Source organism: Pseudoroseomonas cervicalis (assembly GCF_030818485.1).
Classification (GTDB): Bacteria; Pseudomonadota; Alphaproteobacteria; order Acetobacterales; family Acetobacteraceae; genus Pseudoroseomonas; species Pseudoroseomonas cervicalis_A.
This window is the reverse complement of sequence record NZ_JAUTAJ010000005.1, coordinates 287,449-302,085: the sequence shown is the minus strand read 5'-3', so window position 1 is coordinate 302,085 and position 14,637 is coordinate 287,449. Positions and strand designations below refer to the sequence as shown.

The following is a 14,637-nucleotide window of genomic DNA, read 5'->3' as shown; positions in this document are numbered from 1 at the left end:
CGGCCGGGGCGCGGCGCTGATCCAGATCGCGCCGCCGGTCACCGCGCCGGCCAGCCAGCTGGAAGCCATCTTCACCCAGGCGACGCGCAGCATTCCCGAACTGGCCGAGGAGCGCCCGACCCTGCGGCGCGAGGGCGAGACGGTGAATGGCCACCGCATCCGCTACGACACGCGCTGCTGCGGCACCCGCAACGGCGCCACCCTGGGCAGCGAGACGGTGGCCATCGCCACCGGCCGCACCATCCATGTGCTGGCCCTGGTGACGGTCAATCTGCGCGGCGACAGCCGCCGCGCGGCGGAGGCGGATTTCGACGCGCTGGTGCGCTCCTTCAGACCCACCGAGGCGGACCGCGCCTTCAGTCTGCAACCGCCACCGGGCGGCGGCGGGCTGCAGGGCGTCTACACCCATCTCGACACCGGGCTGCGCATGAACGCCTTCGGCGGCATGGATTTCTACGCCGAGAGCGAGGTGATGGTGTTCGACCCCTCCGGCCTGTTCAGCGCCAGCCTGCCCTCCGGCGGCCGCGACATGGCAGCGCATTGCCAGGCCGAGCCCGGCGATTGCGGCACCTACCGCCTGCTGCAGGATGGGCGCATCGAGCTGCGCGAGACCCATTCGCGCTTCGGGCTGATCGAGGTGGAGCAGGAAAGCCTGGTGCGCGAGGGGCAGGATTTGCGCATCGGCGACACGCTGCACCGCTTCGTCCCGCCGCTGCCGGCCGATACCCGGCTGGAGGGGCGCTGGCGCTATTTCTACGGCTCCGCCGGCAGCACCGCCTTCTCCTCCGGCAGCGTGGCGGTCGAGCGGCTGCTGACCCTGACGCGCGACGGGCGTTTCCGGCGCAGCGGCTTCGCCGGCTTCAGCGGCAGCAATGACACCGGCGGCGGCAGCTCCGGCGTCACCGTGGGCTCGCAGCGCCCGGCCGAGCAGGGGCGCTACCGGATCGAGGGCTATGGCCTGACCCTGACCGGCGATGATGGCCGGCAGGAGGTGTTCAGCCTGTTCATGCCGGACAAGGATTCGGATGGCGTGCTGACCATCAATGGCAGCAACTACCTGAAGCGGGACGAATAGCCGCCCGCCCCCCGCGCGGGAGCTTTGCCTTTCGCGCCGCGCATGGCCTAGATGACGCCATGCTGTCCGACATCACGCCGCTCGGCAGCGTCGCGGGGGCCTTCCTGCTGGCCTTCCCGGCGCTGTTCTCCATCGTCAACCCGCTCGGCGCCGCGCTGATCTTCAGCCAGGTAATGAGCGACCGCAGCGCCGCCGAGCGCGCCTATCTGGCGCGCCGCGTCGGGCTCTACTCGCTGCTGGTGCTGCTCGGCGCGCTCTGGGGCGGCGCCTCCATCCTGAACTTCTTCGGCATCTCGCTCGGCGCGCTGCGCGTGGCGGGCGGGCTGGTGGTCGCCATCCGCGCCTGGAGCCTGCTGATGGCGCCGGAGGAGCATGAAAGCCGCAAGGAGCAGCAGGCCGCCCCGGCCAGCGATGCGGAGGCCGTGGCCTTCTTCCCGCTGACCATGCCCTTCACCACCGGCCCCGGCAGCATCGCGGTGGCCATCACCCTCAGCGCCGCGCAGCCGATCGATGGCACCGGGCTCTGGGCCTTCTTCGCCGGCGTCAGCGCCGCGGCGGCGGTGACGGCGCTGACCGTCTGGATCGCCTATAACTGGGCGGACCGGCTGATCGCCCTGCTCGGCCGCAACGGCACGCGGGTGGTGATGCGCATGGCAGCCTTCCTGCTGCTCTGCATCGGCGTGCAGATCCTCAGCGCGGGGGTGCAGGACCTGCTGGTGGCGGCGCTCGCCGCCGCCGGGACGCGCGGCTGAGCCGGGCTGGACCGCCCGCGCCCCGCGGCGCAGGATGCGCCCTGCCATAGCAGGGAGACGCGCCATGTCCGCCACCGACACCCTGACCCGCACCCCCGACTGGGTGGCGGCGCGCGACATGGCGGAGCGTCTGCTGGCCCCCTGGCGGGAGGGCGGCGCCGCGCCGGGCGGCGCCATTCTCGTCTTCGACGCCAGCCGCATCCGGGTGGAGGTGGCGGCGGGGCTGGAAAGCCTCTCCGGCACCACGCGCCTTCAGCGGCGCCAGCGTGGTGCGCTACGCCTCCGTCACCAAGCATGTGCTGGCGGCCCTCGCCTTGCGCGACGGGCCGTCGCTGGACGACGCGCTGGGCGCGCATCTGCCGGAGCTGCGCGGCGACCTCGCCGGGGTTAGCCTCGGCCGCGCCCTCGACATGACCGGCGGCCTGCCGGATCTGCGCGAGACGCTGTCCTTGCTCGGCCTCACCGCCACCGAGGCGATCGGCAGCGACGCGGCGCTGGGCTTCCTGGCGCGGCAGGAGGATCTGAACTTCGCGCCGGGCACGCAGATCTCCTACTCCAACACCGGCTACCGCCTGGTCGAGGCCATCCTGGCGCGGCGCGGCCACCGCTTCGCCGATTTCGTCGAGCACAGCGTGAACCGCCCGCTCGGCCTCGCCTGGCGCGCGCCGGAGCTGTGGAGCGAGGCGGTGCCCGGCCTGGCGCCCGGCTACTGGCAGGACGGCGCCGGCTGGCAGCAGGGCTTCGCCGGGCTGCATCTCTCCGCCTCGGGCTGCCTGACCGGCAGCGGCGCCGACCTCGCCCGCTGGGGCCAGGCCATGCTGCGCAATGAGGGGGTGGCCGAGGGGCTGCTGGCCCGCCAAGGCGCGCCGCGCCCTCTCGCCGATGGCCGGGCGACGGGCTATGGCCTGGGCCTTGCGCATGACGAGATCGGCGGCGTGGCGCTGATCGGCCATGGCGGCTCGCATATCGGCTACAAGACCTATCTGCTGCTGGCGCCGGAGCCCGGCCTCGGCGTGGTGCTGGTCGCCAACCGCGAGGATGCGGCGAGCCACGCCATGGCGCTCGCCACCATGGCGGCCCTGCTCGGCGCGGCGCTGCCGCCCCTGGCCTCTGCCCTGCCCGCCGGTCTCTATGCCGAGCAGGAAGGGCCGCACTGGCTGGAGATCACCGGCCAGACCGCGCTGTTCCTTGGCGCCGGCGACACGCTGCATGCGGCGGGCGATGGCAGCGCCGTGACGCTTTCCGCCCATCTGCCGATGCGGCTGCGCGCGACAGCGGATGGCATCGAGGGCGAATTCGGCCATGTCGCGCGCCGCTTCCACCGCGTCGACGTCGCGCAGGATGCAGGGCTGGACAGCATCCAGGGCGAATGGCGCGGCAACGCCGGGGATGCTGCCTTCCGAATCGAGGGCGACACGCTCAGCCGCGGCATCGGCCCGGCGCGGCGACAGGCGACATTGCGCCCGCTGGGCAGCGGCCGCTATGTCACGCAGCTGCCGGACGGGCCCTGGCCTTTGCGCTTCGGCCTGGCCTTCGCCGGCGATACGGTGGCATTGACCAGCCACCGCAGCCGCATGCTGCGCTTCCACCGCGCCGGCTGAGCGCCATGGCCCGGCCCCCCGCCCCCGACCCGGCGACCGACCCGGCGACCGACCCCTGGGCCAGGCTGCGCGCGGCGACCCCCGCCCGCATCGGCCTGGGCCGCGCCGGCGATGCGCCCTCCCTGCGCGCCGTGCTGGACTTCCAGCGGGCCCATGCCGAGGCGCGCGACGCCGTGCACGCCGCGCTGGACGAGGCCGCCCTGCGCGGCGCCCTGGCGCAGGCCGGGCTGGGCGATCACCCCACCCTCTCGCTGCACAGCCAGGCGCCGGACCGCGCCACCTATCTGCGCCGCCCCGATCTCGGCCGCCGCCTGCTTCCCGAGGATGCGGCCAGCCTGCCGCGCGGCGAATGGGATGTGGTCTTTGTCCTGGCCGATGGCCTCTCCGCCACCGCCCTGCAGCGCCACGCGGCGCCTTTGCTGGGGGCGGTGCTGGCCCGCCTGCCGGGCTGGCGCGTCGGCCCGCTGGTCATCGCGCATCAGGCCCGCGTGGCGCTGGGCGACGAGATCGGCGCCGGCCTCGGCGCCACGCAACTCGCCATGCTGGTGGGCGAGCGCCCCGGCCTGTCGGTGGCCGACAGCCTGGGCGTCTACCTGACCCACGCGCCCCGCCCGGGCCGGCGGGATTCGGAGCGCAACTGCATCTCCAACATCCATGGCGCCGGCGGCCTCAGCCACGCCGCCGCCGCCGCCAAGCTGGCCTGGCTGATGACCGAGGCGCGGCGCCTCGGCCAGACCGGCATCGCGCTCAAGGACGACACCCCCCTGCCCCCGCTGCTGGAGGGCTGAGCCAGCCTCAGCCCAGCGGATCGGTGCGGTACAGCGTCACCCTGAGCCCGCCATGCGGCACCGGCGGGCCGGGCGGCAGGAAGGGCAGGCCGGTGGCCCGCGCCAGATGCGCCTCGCTGGTGACGAGGCCGACGCGCCAGCCGCCAAAGCGCGCCAGCAGCACCTGCCCCAGCGCGCGATACAGCGGCAGCAGCGCCCCCTTGTCGCCGAGGCGCGTGCCATAGGGCGGGTTGACGATGACCAGCCCCGGCCTCCCGCCGGGCGGTGCGATCTCGCTGATCGTCGCCTGGCGGAATTCGGTATAGGCGGCGACGCCGGCGCGCTCGGCATTGGCACGGCTCATCGCCACGGCCCCCGCATCGCGGTCGCTGCCATGGAAGCGCGCGGTTGGCACACGCTCGCTGCGCACGGCGCGCATGCGCGCCCAGGCTTCCGCATCGAAGCTCGCCAGCTTCTCGAAGGCGAAGCCGCGCTGCCGGCCGGGATTCAGCCGCGCCGCGATCTCCGCCGCTTCGATGACGAAGGTGCCGGAGCCGCACATCGGGTCCAGCACCGGCTCCTGCCCGTCGAAGCCGCATTGCCGCAGGAACAGCGCCGCCATGGTCTCGCGCAGCGGCGCCGCATTCACCGCCGGCTTGTAGCCGCGCTTGTGCAGCGCCTCGCCCGAGCTGTCGACGCTGATGGTGCAGAGATCCTGCTCCACCCGCACCATCACCGTGATCTCCGCCTCCTCGGCGATGGGCGCGCCCAGCGTCTCGCGGATCGCCGTCTCGACGCGCTGCGCCACGGCGCCGCTGTGATAGAGCCGCGATCCGGCGCAGGACGCCTCCACCCGCACCGGCACGTCGCGCCGCAGCACGGCATCCCAGGGCACCCGCCGCGCCCGCTCATCCAGCTGCGCCATGTGCACGGCGCGGAAACTGTCGATCCGCGCCAGCACCCGCCCGGCGCCGCGGATCCACAGATTGGCCCGCCACACCTCGGGCCAGCCACCGCGTGTCACCACGCCGCCCGGCACGATCCTCGGCCGCTTGAAGCCCTTGCCGCGCACCTCCTCGCACAGCACGGGCTCAAGCCCCGGCAAGGCAGACAGAAAAATCTCGAACTCGGCATCGCGGGTCATGGGGCTGCCTGGCTGAAGCATCGGGGGGAAGCGCGGCGGGCCGCCGCTCTACCACGCCGCGCCGGGCCGGGCCACCGAAGCGCGCCCGGCTTACCCCCGCGCCCCGCGCATGCCACACTGCCATCCGCAGCCGGGAGGGGACAGCATGCGCGCACGCATCCGCGACACCGAGATCTATTTCGACGTCGAGGGCATGGGCCTCGTCCCCGATGGCCCGACCATGCGCGAGCGGCCGGTGGCCTTCGTGCTGCATGGCGGCCCGGGCGGCGACCATAGCGGCTTCAAGCCCGGCTTCTCCCCGCTCGCCGAGCGCATGCAGCTGGTCTATATCGACCATCGTGGCCAGGGCCGCTCCGCCAAGGGCGATCCCGCGACCTACACGCTGGACGAGAATGTCGAGGATCTGGAGGCGCTGCGCCAGCATCTCGGCCTGGGACGCATCGTCTCCATCGGCACCTCCTATGGCGGCATGGTCGCCATGGCGCATGCGGCGCGCTACCCGGACAGCGTCTCCCACCTGGTGCTGGTGGTCACCGCCGCCCATGCCGGCTTCAACGCCCGCGCCCGCGCCATCGTCGCCGAGCGCGGCACGCCCGAGCAGATCCGCGTCGCCGACCAGCTCTGGAATGGCGAGCTGACCAGCCTGGATGCCGTGCGCCACTATTACGAGGTGATGGGCCCGCTCTACTCAGTCACCCACAATCCGGAGGCCGGGCGCGATGCCCGGCTGCGCACTTTGCACGAGCCCGCGGCGCTGATGCAGGCCTTCCGCTCCGGCGGCTTCCTGCGCAGCTTCGACCTGCGCCCGGAACTGCCGCGCATCACGGCAAAGACGCTGATCCTGGCCGGGCGGCATGACTGGATCTGCGCCCCCGAATTCTCCGAGGAGATCCACCGCCTGATCCCCGGCTCCGATCTGCGCATCTTCGAGCGCAGCAGCCATTCCATCCGCGCCGACGAGCCGCAGGCGATGTTCGACGCGATCAAGGGATTCCTCGTCTATTGAGCCGGACGCGGGAAACTCCCCGCGCCCGCCCCACGCTCAGGGCGCCTCGACCAGCGCCACGCCGTCCCGCGCCACCACGCTTCCGCGCTTGACCACCAGCGCGCGCGGCGGGTGCACCACCACCGCCTCGGCCACCGTCTCTGCTTGCACCAGCACCAGATCGGCGCGGCAGCCTTCCGCCAGGCCGTAATCCTGCAGCCGCATGATCTCGGCACCGCCCTGGGTGCAGACGGCGAGCGCCATCGCCACCTCCTCGTCGCGCCGGAAATTGTTGCGCAGGCCAACCATCATCGCCCGCTCCAGCATGTCGCCATTGCCATAGGGGCCCCAGGAATCGCGGATCCCGTCATTGCCGGAACAGGTGCGGATACCGCGCGCCGCCAGCTGCGCCACCGCCGGCACCGGGCGGCTGGCGCTGCCCGTGGTCATGATGCCGATATCCAGCGCCGCGATCTCGTCCAGCAGCCCATTCACCATCGCCGCATCCGCATCGCCCAGGCAGAAGGCATGGCTGATCACCACCTGCCCCTGCAGGCCGAGCGCGCGTGTCCGCTCGAAGATCAGCTCCATGCTGAAGGCGCCGAGCAGCCCGGGCTCATGCAGATGGATGTCCAGCGGCTTGCCATGCTTCTGCGACAGCGCGAACACCGCATCCAGATGCCCCGCCGGATCGCGGTCGATGCCGCAGGGATCGAGCCCGCCCACAACCTCGCAGCCCAGCCGCAGCGCCTCATCCACCAGCTCCAGCGTGCCGGGCCGCACCAGCAGGCCGGATTGCGGGAAGGCCACCAGCTCGACATCCATCACCTCGGCATAGCGTTCGCGCATGCGCAGCAGGCCTTCCACCGCGTCCAGCCCGCCCTCCGTGTCGATATCGACATGCGTGCGGATATGCGTCGTGCCATGCCGCAGCGATTGCACCAGCTGCCGCGCCGATTGCCGCTCGGCATCCAGGCCCAGCTCCTTCTTCACCCGCCGCTCATTGTCGATCTTGTCGATCAGCCGCGGGCCGGCGCTGTTCGGGATCCAGCCCATGCCCCACAGCGTCTTGTCCAGATGCGTATGCGCTTCCACCAGCCCCGGGATCGCCAGCGCGCCGGCGCCATCCTCCACCTTTGCGCCGGGCACCGACTGGTCGGGCGCGATGCGCGCGATGCGGCCATCGCGCAGCAGCATGTCGGTGGCAGCGCCGCCCATCGGGCGGATGTTCTTCAGCAGCAGGTCCTGGGGCATCGTCTTCCTCCGAACGAAACCGCAATGCAGGACGAAAACAAAAGAAAGACAAGGCCAGGGGAATGAATTCCCCTGGACCCCTTCTTTTTTCTGTCAGTGGGCGGGCGGCAGCGGTCCGACATACTCGGCGCGGGGGCGGATCAGGCGGCCCTCGGCGCGCTGCTCCAGCGCATGCGCGATCCAGCCGACGCTGCGGCCCACGGCAAACAAGGCCAATCCGCCGCCGCGCGGCAGGGGCAACGTGTCCTCCAGCATCGCCAGCGCCACATCCACGGTCGCCGGCTGGCCGCTCAGCGCCTCGCCCGCCACCACCAGCCGGCGCCAGCGCGGCGGCGCCCGCCCCAGCAGCGCCGCGGCGCGCGGATCGCCCTGCGGGTACAGCCGGTGGCCGAAACCCGGCAGCGCCTCGCCCCGCGCCAGCCGCGCCGCCAGCACCGGCGCCGGGTCGCGCCGCCCGACCTCGGCCGCCAGCGCCACCACCCGCGGCGTCATCCCGCCATGCAGCGGCCCGCTCAGCGCCGAAAGCCCCGCCAGCACCGCCGCCGCCAGCGACGCCCCCGTCGACGCCACCACCCGCGCGGCATAGGCCGAGGCATTCAGCTCGTGATCGGCGCACAGCACCAGCGCCCGCCGCACAGCCTCCGCCGCGTCCGGCCCCAGCCCCCAGCCCGCCGCCAGCCGCTGGTGCAGCGCCCCGCCGCGCCCGGCCCGGCCGCCCGCCGCCCGCACCACCAGCCCGAGCAGCGCTGCCGCCTCCCCCGCCAGCTTCCCCTGCGGCAGGGCCCAGTCGCTGCGCGCCGCCCGCGCCGCCACGGCGCGCAGGCAGCGCTCGATCGGCGGCAGCGCCGGATCCGGCCGGGGCGCGGCGGCCGGCGCCGGCCAGCGCGGCACCGCCATGCCCCAGAGCAGCGCGGCCACCTCCTCCAGCGTCGCCCTCTCGGCCAGCGCCACCGCATCCTGGCCGCGATACTGCAGCCGCCCCTCGGCGATGCGCGTCAGGCCGGAGCGCAGGATCGGCTCCCCCCAATCCGTGGTGGAGGCGGCGACCGCCCGCCGCGCCCGCCCCCTGGCCCGCCGCTCCAGCAGCGCCGCCACATCCTCCGCCGCATAGAGGCTGCGGCGCGGATCGCCCGGCGCCGGCACCGCCCGCACCCGCCCGCGGCTGACATAGGCATAGAGCGTGGCGCGCGACACGCCGAGCCGCGCCACCGCCTCCGCCGCCTCCAGCCAGCTTTCCTGGACCTTGGTCATATTGATGATGTTGATCAAGATTGACGCTGCTGTCAGCCGGGATTTCGCTGCGCCCACCACTGCGGAGGGAGCCACGATGCCCGCCACCGACACCACCGACGCCGTGCTGCACGCCTTCGGCCAGCAGATCGAATGGTGCGAGCGCCTGGGCTCGCCCTTGACCGCGCGGCTGCTGCGCTGGCTCTCGGCCGATATCGCCGCCGGCGGCCTTGCAGCGCCCCTGGTCGCCGCCTGGCCGGGCGATCCGCTGGCCGATGCGCTGGCGCTGCGCCTGGCCGGCGGGCTGCACGCCCTGGTGCTGGCCGGCCAGGCGCCGGCCCTGGCCGCCTGCTACCCGCCGAACCCCGCCCCCGCCGACGCCGCCCTGGCGGCCGCCCTGCGGGCCGTCCTGGCCGCGCGGCAGGAAGAGCTGCGCGGCTTCCTGGCCTCGGCGCCGCAAACCAATGAGGTCGGCCGCGCCGGCGTGCTGCTGGGCGGCTTCCTGGAGATCGCCGCGGCCACCCGCCTGCCGCTGGCCCTGCTGGAGATCGGCGCCAGCGCCGGGCTGAACCTGGCCTGGGACCGCTTCTCCTACCGCCTGGGCGAGGCCGCCTGGGGCGACCCCGCCAGCCCCGTGCAATTGCGGCCGGAATGGCGCGGCGCGCTGCCGCCGCTCGACGCGCCGCTCGCCATCGCCACACGGGCGGGCTGCGACCTGGCGCCCATGTCGGCGGGCGACCCGGCCCAGGCGCTGCGCCTGCGCGCCTATGTCTGGCCCGACCAGCGCGACCGCCTCGCGCGGCTGGAGGGCGCCATCGCCCTGGCCCGCCGGCTCGGCACCCAGGTGGAGCGGGCCGATGCGCTGGACTGGCTGCGCCCGCGCCTGCACCCCGGCCCGGGCCGCGCGACGGTGCTGTACCATTCGATCATGTGGCAATACCTGCCGGCGGCGACGCAGGATGGCATCCTGGCCCTGCTGCGCCAGGCGGCGGCACAGGCCACCGCGCGGGCTCCCCTGGCCTGGCTGCGCTTCGAGATGCCGCCTGCGGGCGGCCCGCCGGAACTGCGCCTGACGCTCTGGCCGGACGGGACGGAACGGCGCCTGGCCATCGCCCATCCGCATGGGCAGAGCGTCGACTGGCTGGGCGGCTGAGGCTGGAAATCCGGCCCTGCCCTCCCCAGAATGGGTGGATCCCCCGCCGCCACCCGGAGTGCCCGCCGCCTTGTCCAGCGCCGCCCTGTCCAGCTATGTCGTGAAGCGCTCGACCCGCGCCTTCCGGCCCTGGACCGATCTCTGGTCGCGCTCGGGCTGGCTGGTGCAGGCGCATTGCGCGACCGGCCAGGCCCGTGCGCTGGACCCCTTCGGTCGCATCGCCGCCACCGGCACGCCCGAGGAATGCATCGACCACGCCGCCCGTCTGGCCCGCCCCGCCGGGCGGCGCCGCGCCGTGGTGCTGCTGCACGGGCTCGGCCACCATCCGGGGGGTGTGGCGCGCCTCGCCGGCGTGCTGGCGGAATCCGGCTGGGCGGTGACCAATCTGGGTTATGCCAGCCTGCGCAAGCCGCTCGCCTACCACGCCGCCGCCGCCGCCTGCGCGGCGCGCGCCCTGGCCGAGGATGGCGCCGCCTGCGTCGATTTCGTCGGCCACAGCCTGGGCGGGTTGGTGGCGCGGGCCGCCATGGCGCAGGCGCCGGAGCAGGGCTGGCAGGCCGGGCGGCTGCTGCTGATCGGCTCCCCGGCGCGGGGCGCGGCCATGGCCAAGCTGATGGCGCGCTTCGCGACTTCCCGGCTGGTCGCCGGCCATGCCGGCCATGCGGTGACGACGGTGGGCGCCGCTTCCGTGCCGGTGCCGCGCTGCCGCGGCGTCGCCGTGGTGGCGGGCGGCACTGGCGGGCGCGGCTTCAACCCGCTGCTGGGCGGCGACAATGACGGCATCGTCACGGTGGCCGAGACGCGCATGCCGGATTGCGAGGATGGCTTTGCCCTGATGCGCGCCCTGCACACGCCGCTGGCGGCGCATCCCGGCACGGTGAACGCCGCGCTGGGGTTTCTGGAAAGCGGCCGGCTCGCGGCCTGAGAGGGGAAGGGCCGAGGCCCCTCCCCTGCTCTTCACGCGGTCCGCGCCACCCGGAACAGCCGCAGCAGCTGCGGCCCGACCAGCCCGGCCAGCGTCACCAGCAGCAGCGTCATCGCGATCGGCCGGCCGAGGAAACCCGCCGGGTTCTGGTCGAAGATGATCATCGACTGCTTCAGCGCCTCCTCCAGCATGCTGCCCAGCACCAGCCCCATGATCAGCGGCGCCGGCGAGAAACCGTGCCGGCGGAACAGGAAACCGACGCCGCCGGCCACCAGCATCACCACCACATCGCCCATCGACTGGTTCGGCCCATAGGCGCCGATCACCGATAGCACGAAGACCGCCGGCCAGAGCAGCGTCGGCGGGATCAGGCTGATGCGCGCGAACAGCTTCGCCATGCCGAGCCCCATGACGAGGTAGAGCAGGTTCGCCGCCAGCATCGAGGCGAAGACGGCGTAGAGCAGCACCGGCTGCTCGGTAAACAGATGCGGCCCCGGCCGCACACCCTGCACCAGCAGCCCGGCCAGCATGATCGCCGTGGTGGCGCTGCCCGGGATGCCGAGCGCGAGCGTCGGCACCATCGAGCCGCCGACGGCGGCGTTGTTGGCGGCCTCCGGACCCGCCACGCCCTCGATCGAGCCGCGGCCGAATTCGTGCTTGTGGCGCGACCAGCGGCGCGTCTCGTTGTAGCCGACCAGCGCCGCGGTGGTGGCGCCCAGCGCCGGCAGCACGCCGATGAAGGTGCCGACGCCGCTGCCGATCCAGATGGCGCGCCAGCATTTGCGCAGCTCCGCGCGGTTGGGCAGCCGCGCCGCATCCATCGCGATCAGCCTGGCGGGCTCGGCCCGGCGCGTCGACTGCTCCAGCATCTCGGCCAGGGCGAAGAGGCCGATCAGCACGGGCACGAAGCCGATGCCGTCCGACAGCTCGACGATGCCGAAGCTGTAGCGCTCGACGCCGCTGGTCAGGTCGATGCCGACGGTGGCCAGCAGCACGCCGAGCGCCGCGGCGATCAGGTTCTTCACCTTGCCGTCGCCGCCGATCGCCGCGCACATCGACAGGCCGAAGATCGCCAGCGCGAAATACTCGGGCGGGCCGAAGCTGTAGGCGGCGCGCGCCAGCAGGGGCGCCGCCACGATCAGCGCCACCACGCTGACGATGCCGCCGATCGCCGAGGCGATGGCGGAAATGCCCAGCGCCAGCCCCGCCTCGCCGCGCTCGGCCATGCGGTAGCCCTCGAGCGCCGTGGCCGAGGCCGAAGGGTCGCCCGGCGCATTGACCAGGATCGCGGTGATCGAGCCGCCGAAATTCGCCGCGCAATAGACCGAGCCCATGAAGGCCAGCGCGGCGATCGGGCTGATGCCGATGGTCAGCGGCAGCAGCAGCGCGATGGTGGTGCTGCCCGAGATGCCGGGCAGCGCCCCCACCAGGATGCCGAGCACGGTGCCCGCCAGGATCATGCCGAGGATGAAGGGATCGCCCAGCGTGGCCATGCCGGCCAGGAACGCGTCCATGCGCTTCTTCCCCCTCAGCCCAGCAGGGTTTCGCCGAGCCAGCCGGGCGGCAGGCTCAGGCCGAACAGCCGCACGAAGACCAGCCAGATGGCCAGTGTCAGCCCGAGCGCGGTGCCGACCAGCAGGCCGATCCGCCGCTCGCCCCAGAGCAGCCCCATGGCCAGCAGGAACAGCGCCATGGAGGGCAGCATGCCGATCAGCGCCATGGCCGGCAGGAACAGCAGGCAGAGCGCCATGCTGGCCCAGCCCGTGCCCGGCACCGGCGGCGGCGGCCGGCGCGGCTGCGCGCCCAGCGCCAGCAGGGCGGCGAGGCCGAGCAGCACCAGGCAGATCAGGCGCGGGAACTCGACCGCGCCGAGGCCCTGGGCCAGGCCCGGCGGTACCTCCTCGAAACTGTAGGTGACGGCGAAGGCGAGCAGCGCCGCCCCCGCCACCGCCCCCGCCGCCAGGCGATCGGGTGCGACGCTCACCGCAGCAGCCCCAGTGAGGTGAGCGCCTCGCGCCCCTGCTCCTGGAACTGCGCCAGCTGCGCCTGCCAGGTCTCCCGCCCGGTGACGCTGTCCTCCGCCTGGCCGGTGGATTTCAGGTAGCCGCGATAGACATCGCCCGACATCGCCTTGATCAGCCCGGCTTCCAGCCGCGCCACGCGGTCCTCCGGCGTGCCCTTCAGCACGGCGAAGCCGCGCGTGGTGGCGGCCAGTGCCGGGATGCCGAGCTCGGTCGCCGTCGGCACATCGGGCAGCGAGGCCAGGCGCTGGCGCGACAGCGTCATCACCGCCTTCACCTCGCCCACGCGCAGCTGCGCCTCGGCCTCGGCCGGGTTGATGACGGCGGCGTCGATATTGCCGCCCACCAGGTTGATGACGATGTCGCCGCCGCCGCGGAACGGCACCAGCACCGGGTCCTTCATCTGCCCGCTGCGGGCGAAGGCGAAGACCGCGACATGGTCGACGCTGCCGACATGCGTGCCGCCATATTTCAGCGCGCGTTCCTTGCCCGCCGCGACGAAGGCCGCCGGCTCGGCCAGCGGGCTGCCGGCCTTGACCATGACGATCTGCGGATCCTCGGTGGCGCGCGCCACCCCCACCAGCTCGTCGAATTGCGGCAGGCTGCGGTTGCGCAGCATGGTCAGCAGATGCGTCTGCGTCACCAGCAGCAGCGTGTGCCCGTCGCGCGGGCGGGAGGCGGCGTATTGCAGCGCCGCGGCGCCGCTGCCGGCGGTGCGGTTGACGACGATGAATTCCTGGCCGAACTCGGCCGGCGCCTGCACCATCATCATCCGCGCGGTGATGTCGGTGCCGCCGCCGACGCCCGCATGCGTCACCACCTCGACCACGCGCGAGGGAAAGCGTTCCGCCGCGCGCAGCAGGCGCGGCGCGGCCAGCAGGCTAAGCCCGGCGGCCCCGGCGCCGAGCAGCGCGCGGCGCGGCATCGTCAGGATCGGGCCGGGTGGCGGGATCGGGGGGCGGGTCTTGCTGCTCATCGTCTCCTCCTGTCGCCGTCTGTCGCGGCGTGCTTGGCCGGTGGCCGGCGGCGCTGGCGCCGAAGCGCCGCTTGCCGCCCCGGATATGCGCCTCCCCCGCCGCGCGCGCGGCGACCGTGTCGCGGGCGCGGATGGCGGCGAGGATGCTGGCGTGCTCGGCATTGCTCTCGCGCATGTTCTCGGGCTGCACGAGGGCGCGCCGACGGAACAGGTTCAGCTCATTGCCGAGATCGCCATAGATTCGCTGCGCCCGCGGCCCGGCGCCGAGCGCGAAGAGCGCCGCATGGAATTCGAGGTTCAGCGTGTAGTAGCCGGGCGCGTCATCGGCCTCCGCCGCGCGCTCCATCGCCGCGATCAGGGCGGCGAGCCGCGCCTCGGCCCCCTCGGGCGGGGCCGCGGCCAGGGTGGCGCAGGCCTCGCCGGTCAGCAGCGCGCGAAGGTCGTAGAGCTCGAGCGCCTCCTCGACGCTGACCTTGCGCACATAGCTGCCCTGGTTGACCACGGTGACCACCAGCCCCTGATGCTCGAGCCCGCGGATCGCCTCCCGCACCGGGCCGCGGCTGACGCCGAGCCGCGCCGCCAGCGCCTGCTCGTTCAGCCGGCTGCCCGCCTTGACGCTGCCATCCAGGATCATCCGCTCGATCTCCTGGCGGACGACGCTGGTCAGGGAGGCGGTGCGCAGCAGCTGCAGCGCGGCATGGGGCTCGGTGGTCATGGCGGCATCAGAACGTGTCGACCGAAAATCGTCAACAGT

Annotated in this window: 14 protein-coding genes; 7 read left to right on the top strand and 7 right to left on the bottom strand. The window is 73.4% G+C overall.

Features of this window, described 5'->3' with window-relative positions; translation table 11 throughout:
• The 4 genes from QE401_RS22945 to eutC form a co-directional block, all read left to right on the top strand.
• A partial coding sequence (locus tag QE401_RS22945) for a hypothetical protein (protein ID WP_307140530.1) occupies positions 1 to 1,075 on the top strand: 1,075 nt, incomplete at its 5' end.
• 59 nt (positions 1,076 to 1,134) lie between these two features.
• Entirely contained in the window at positions 1,135 to 1,827 is a 693-nt protein-coding gene (locus tag QE401_RS22940) for a MarC family protein (protein ID WP_307140529.1), read from the top strand.
• A 266-nt stretch (positions 1,828 to 2,093) separates the two neighbouring features.
• Positions 2,094 to 3,428: a serine hydrolase domain-containing protein gene (locus QE401_RS22935; RefSeq protein ID WP_307140528.1), complete on the top strand. Its 1,335-nt coding sequence runs from the start codon at positions 2,094 to 2,096 to the stop codon at positions 3,426 to 3,428.
• Between the two features lie 5 nt (positions 3,429 to 3,433).
• Positions 3,434 to 4,216 carry an ethanolamine ammonia-lyase subunit EutC gene (gene eutC, locus QE401_RS22930; protein ID WP_307140527.1) on the top strand — a complete coding sequence of 261 codons (783 nt, stop codon included), beginning with the start codon at positions 3,434 to 3,436 and terminating at the stop codon, positions 4,214 to 4,216.
• Between the two features lie 7 nt (positions 4,217 to 4,223).
• Here eutC and QE401_RS22925 read toward each other — a convergent pair whose 3' ends face one another.
• Positions 4,224 to 5,339 carry a THUMP domain-containing class I SAM-dependent RNA methyltransferase gene (locus QE401_RS22925; protein ID WP_307140526.1) on the bottom strand — a complete coding sequence of 372 codons (1,116 nt, stop codon included), beginning with the start codon at positions 5,337 to 5,339 and terminating at the stop codon, positions 4,224 to 4,226.
• Between the two features lie 145 nt (positions 5,340 to 5,484).
• Here QE401_RS22925 and QE401_RS22920 point away from each other — a divergent pair, with 145 nt between their 5' ends.
• Positions 5,485 to 6,345, top strand: coding sequence for an alpha/beta fold hydrolase (locus QE401_RS22920; RefSeq protein WP_307140525.1), 861 nt, complete (start codon positions 5,485 to 5,487; stop codon positions 6,343 to 6,345).
• Positions 6,346 to 6,381: 36 nt separating this feature from the next.
• Here QE401_RS22920 and QE401_RS22915 read toward each other — a convergent pair whose 3' ends face one another.
• Positions 6,382 to 7,578: an amidohydrolase family protein gene (locus QE401_RS22915; RefSeq protein WP_307140524.1), complete on the bottom strand. Its 1,197-nt coding sequence runs from the start codon at positions 7,576 to 7,578 to the stop codon at positions 6,382 to 6,384.
• A gap of 93 nt (positions 7,579 to 7,671) precedes the next feature.
• Positions 7,672 to 8,829, bottom strand: a complete 1,158-nt coding sequence (locus QE401_RS22910) for a citrate/2-methylcitrate synthase (protein ID WP_307140523.1) — start codon at positions 8,827 to 8,829, stop codon at positions 7,672 to 7,674.
• 76 nt (positions 8,830 to 8,905) lie between these two features.
• Here QE401_RS22910 and QE401_RS22905 point away from each other — a divergent pair, with 76 nt between their 5' ends.
• The gene (locus tag QE401_RS22905) at positions 8,906 to 9,961 is read left to right on the top strand and encodes a DUF2332 domain-containing protein (protein WP_307140522.1); all 1,056 of its coding nucleotides are present in this window, start codon (positions 8,906 to 8,908) and stop codon (positions 9,959 to 9,961) included.
• Between the two features lie 70 nt (positions 9,962 to 10,031).
• Positions 10,032 to 10,886: an esterase/lipase family protein gene (locus QE401_RS22900; RefSeq protein WP_307140521.1), complete on the top strand. Its 855-nt coding sequence runs from the start codon at positions 10,032 to 10,034 to the stop codon at positions 10,884 to 10,886.
• 32 nt (positions 10,887 to 10,918) lie between these two features.
• Here the strand turns inward: QE401_RS22900 and QE401_RS22895 are convergent, their stop codons facing one another.
• The 4 genes from QE401_RS22895 to QE401_RS22880 are packed head-to-tail and all read right to left on the bottom strand — an operon-like array spanning position 10,919 to position 14,598.
• Positions 10,919 to 12,400 (bottom strand): tripartite tricarboxylate transporter permease, encoded by a 1,482-nt coding sequence (locus QE401_RS22895; protein ID WP_307140520.1) that lies wholly within the window; start codon positions 12,398 to 12,400, stop codon positions 10,919 to 10,921.
• A gap of 14 nt (positions 12,401 to 12,414) precedes the next feature.
• Positions 12,415 to 12,870, bottom strand: coding sequence for a tripartite tricarboxylate transporter TctB family protein (locus QE401_RS22890; protein WP_307140519.1), 456 nt, complete (start codon positions 12,868 to 12,870; stop codon positions 12,415 to 12,417).
• Complete coding sequence (locus tag QE401_RS22885) at positions 12,867 to 13,883, bottom strand: Bug family tripartite tricarboxylate transporter substrate binding protein (protein WP_307140518.1); 1,017 nt, start codon at positions 13,881 to 13,883, stop codon at positions 12,867 to 12,869. Before QE401_RS22885 ends, QE401_RS22890 begins: the two co-directional genes overlap by 4 nt.
• A complete protein-coding gene (locus QE401_RS22880) occupies positions 13,789 to 14,598 on the bottom strand; it encodes a GntR family transcriptional regulator (RefSeq protein ID WP_307140517.1) in 810 nt (269 codons plus the stop codon). The genes QE401_RS22885 and QE401_RS22880 overlap by 95 nt, the downstream gene beginning before the upstream one ends.
• Positions 14,599 to 14,637 lie beyond the last annotated feature (39 nt).